Genomic DNA, 3,623 nt, shown 5'->3' with positions numbered 1-3,623 from the left:
CGCATCGACTATGCGCCGTTCTCGGGCCACAAGCTGTATGCGCCGAAAGGCATCGGCATGCTGTACGTGCGCCGCGGTGCGCCGTACACGCCGCTGATGTGCGGTGGCGGACAAGAGGATGGCCAGCGTTCCGGCACCGAAAACATGGCCGGCATCGCGGCGCTGGGCGCCGTGTTCTCGGCGCTGGAGCGGGACGACACGTTCCGCGACGGTGCCGCGCTGCTGGCCTGCCGCGCGCGCCTGGTGGCGGCGCTCGAAGCGGCCTTGCCCGGCATCGTGTTCAACGCGCCTCTGGCGCAGTCGCTTCCCACGACCATCAATTTTTCGGTGCCCGACATGCCCAGCGCCACGCTGCTCGACCTGTTCGATGCCGCCGGCATGCGCGTCAGCGCCGGCTCGGCGTGTTCGGCCGGGAAGGCCGGGTCGAGCTACGTGCTCGATGCGATGGGCGTGCCGGCCTGGCGCAGCGCGGCGGCGGTGCGCCTGTCGTTTGGCGCGCTGCTTGACGACGCGTCGCTCGATCTGGCCTGTGAGCGCATCGCGCGCTGCGGCGCGGCGCTGGTCACGCCGATGCCTGTGACCGGCGCCGAGCCGGCGATTGATGGCGCCATCGACAGCGCAATGCTGGTGCCCGCCGATGCTGCCCGCGACTGGCTCGCTGCGCATCCGGACGCGATCGTGATCGACGTGCGCAATCTGCGCGAACACAGCGTCGCAGGCACGGTCAGCCTGCACGGCCACACGGTACGCAACGTGCCGCTGGCGTGCGTTGCCGACGAGGCGCCCCAGTGGCTGGGCGCGACGGCGCCGTTGCTGTTCGTCTGCCGCAGCGGCGCACGCAGTGCCCGCGCGGCGCAGGCCTTGCGCGCCATGGGCCATCCGGGCGCCTGGTCACTGGTGGGCGGATTCGCGCTCGTTATCTGATCTCGGGTAGCATGGCCCCGATGCCAGCGCATCGGTGGGGTGTGTTCGTCAGCGCACAGTAACGACGCGGGTCTTTGCCTAGCATGAGATCAGCCGTGCGCGCCCAGCGTTTCCTGCCCTGATCCGTCCCGGACGCCACTATGCTCCAGCGGTCTGCTGCGCACGCTCAGTCCCGAGGCCCCGTTGAACGTCAAGAACCACAACCTGCCCGCCGGGCAGCGCACGCCGCATGATGCGGCGCGCGCGACCGGCGACGATGCGCCATGGCGCGCAGCACCTCTCGGCGCGCTCCAGCGCGCGGAACACGCACGCCAGTTGGCGGCGCGCCACGTACTGCAACCCACCACGGCCGGCAAAGGCGGCGCCCAGGCCCTGCGCATACTCCTGGGCACGGATGCCGACGCCATCGCCGCCTCGTGCGATGCGCTCGACGAGGCCGCCCGCGCCGGCTTCGCGCTGCCGCCTGCCGGTGCGCGCCTGCTCGACCAGCACCATCTGCTCGACGCCCAGGTGCGCCTGGTGCGCGCCGGCTTGCGGCCGGTCGCCGCGACCCTGCCGACACTGGCCCCGGATGGCGCCGTGCGCGCCTGGCGCCTGGTGCTCGACGTGGTCGCGCATGGCGATGGCCGCATCGACGCCGGCGAACTGGCGTTGTTCGTGGCTGCTTACCAGGAAGGCCCGGACAGCGCAGCGCTGCGCATCGCCGAACTGGATGCGCTGCCGGCGCTGCTGCGCCTGGCCCTGATCGACAACCTGCGGCGCCTGGCCGCGCGCGCGGCGCGTGCCTGCGCCGCGCATGAACAGGCCGCCGAATGGGCCGTGCGCCTGCTGGATACGGCCGAGACGCGGCCCGGTGATTTGATCCTGCTGGTGGCCGACATGATGCGCAGCGTCGAGGCCAACGACAGCTTCATCGCCGAACTGGCGCGGCGCCTGCACGGCCGCGGCRGCGCCGTGAGCCAGGTACTGGACTGGCTCGACGCGCGCCTGGCCGATGGCGACAGCAGCATCGCGCAGCACACGCAGCGCGAACACAGCGAACAGGCCGAGGATGCCATCTCGGCCGGCAACACGCTGGCCAGCCTGCGCCTGCTGGGCGGGATCGACTGGCGCGCCTTCGCCGAGACGCATGGCGCCGTCGACGCGCTGCTGCGCACCGACCCGGATGGCAGTTACGCCGCCATGGACGGTGCCACGCGCGACAGCTACCGGCACGCGATTGCACGCCGGGCCCGGGCTGCCAAAGTCGATGAAGTCGAGGTCGCGCGCGACGCGCTGACGCTGGCCGGCACCCACCGCGCGCCGGGCGAAGGTGGCCTGGACGTGCGCACCCGCCACGTCGGCCACTACCTGCCGGCCCTGGCGCACAAGGCGCCGGTTGCCACGCGCATTGGCGCAACCGCAGTCCTTACACTGTTGCTGACGATCGCCATCCTCGTGCATGCACGCCAGGGCGATGCCGGCGCCTGGTTGCTGGCGCTGATTGGCTTGCTGGCGCTGCCGGGGGCGAGCGCCTTGGCGCTGTCCCTGGTGCGCATGATGGAACGCTGGCGCATCCCGCCTGTCACCACGCCGCGCATGGATTTCAGCGCCGGCATTCCCGACACCTGCCGCACTGTCGTTGCCGTCTGCGCGCAAGCGGGTGACGTTGCCGCGATCGAACGGCTGCGCGAAGAGCTCGAGGTGCGCTACCTCGGCAACCGCGACCCGAACCTGCGCTTTTGCTTGCTGCTGGATCTGCCCGATGCCGCCAGCGAAACGCTGCCGACAGATGACGCATCGCTGGCGCAGGCAAGCGCCGCCATCGAGGCGTTGAATACCCGGTACGCCCCTGACGGTGACGGGCCATTCATGCTGCTGGTGCGGCCACGCACCCGCAGCGTCGACCAGCAAGCCTGGATCGGCCAGGAACGCCAGCGCGGCCAGATCGCCGACCTGAATGCCTGGCTGTGCGGCGCGCGCGAACGCTTTTTGCTCACCGCCGGCAATACCGGCGCCGGCGCCGCGATGCGCTACGTGATTGCACTGGATGCCAACGCCGGCCTGCCGCGCGACGCGGCGCGCAGCCTGGTGGCCGCGATGGCGCACCCGCTGCACCAGCCGGTGCAGGACGACAGCGGCCGTGTGCTCGAAGGGCACGGCATGCTGCTGCCCGCACGTGGTCCCGCGCCACCGGGCCATCGCGCGCCGCGCTTTGCCCGCATGGGCGGGGCCGCGCTGGATGCGCGCTACGGTTGGGTCGCGATCCATGATGTCGATGCCTGGCGTCGTGCCTGCGGCGACGTTGTGCGCGATGACGGGCGTGCCTGGCCCGGCGCCGTCGAGCGCGATCGCCTGCGCGCCGGCCGCGTGGCCGACCTGCGCGTGGACGCACTGCACCCGCCCAGCTATGGTGAGTACATGCTGCGCCGGCACCGCGCCGTGCGCGCGGCCTGGCAATCGGTGCAGCGCCTCGGTCGCGGTCCCGATTACCTCGAGTACGCGCCTGCGCGCTGGATGCTGTTCGACCAGCTGCGCGCGAGTCTCGTCGCACCGGCATCCCTCGCCTTGCTGATCCTGTGCTGGAGCCTGCTGGCAGCGCCCGTGTTCTGGACCGCAGCGGTGCTGGCGGTCGTGTTCGTGCCGGCGCTGGTGGGCATGCTGGTGGCGCTGGGAGACCGGCCGCTGGACGCACCATGGCGCCAGCACCTGGACAGCTG

1 protein-coding gene and 1 pseudogene are annotated in these 3,623 nt (G+C 71.6%); both read left to right on the top strand.

Going from position 1 to position 3,623, the window contains the following annotated elements:
* Positions 1–3: 3 nt before the first annotated feature.
* Positions 4–924, top strand: coding sequence for an aminotransferase class V-fold PLP-dependent enzyme (locus AC1DYN_RS31780; RefSeq protein WP_477966672.1), 921 nt, complete (start codon positions 4–6; stop codon positions 922–924).
* 183 nt (positions 925–1,107) lie between these two features.
* Positions 1,108–3,623: pseudogene (locus AC1DYN_RS31775) on the top strand (GH36-type glycosyl hydrolase domain-containing protein); the annotation flags it as partial.

The organism is Rhizobacter sp. P2_D12, from assembly GCF_056404395.1.
Note: the sequence above shows the minus strand (reverse complement) of the source record. Positions and strands in the feature narration are given on the sequence as shown.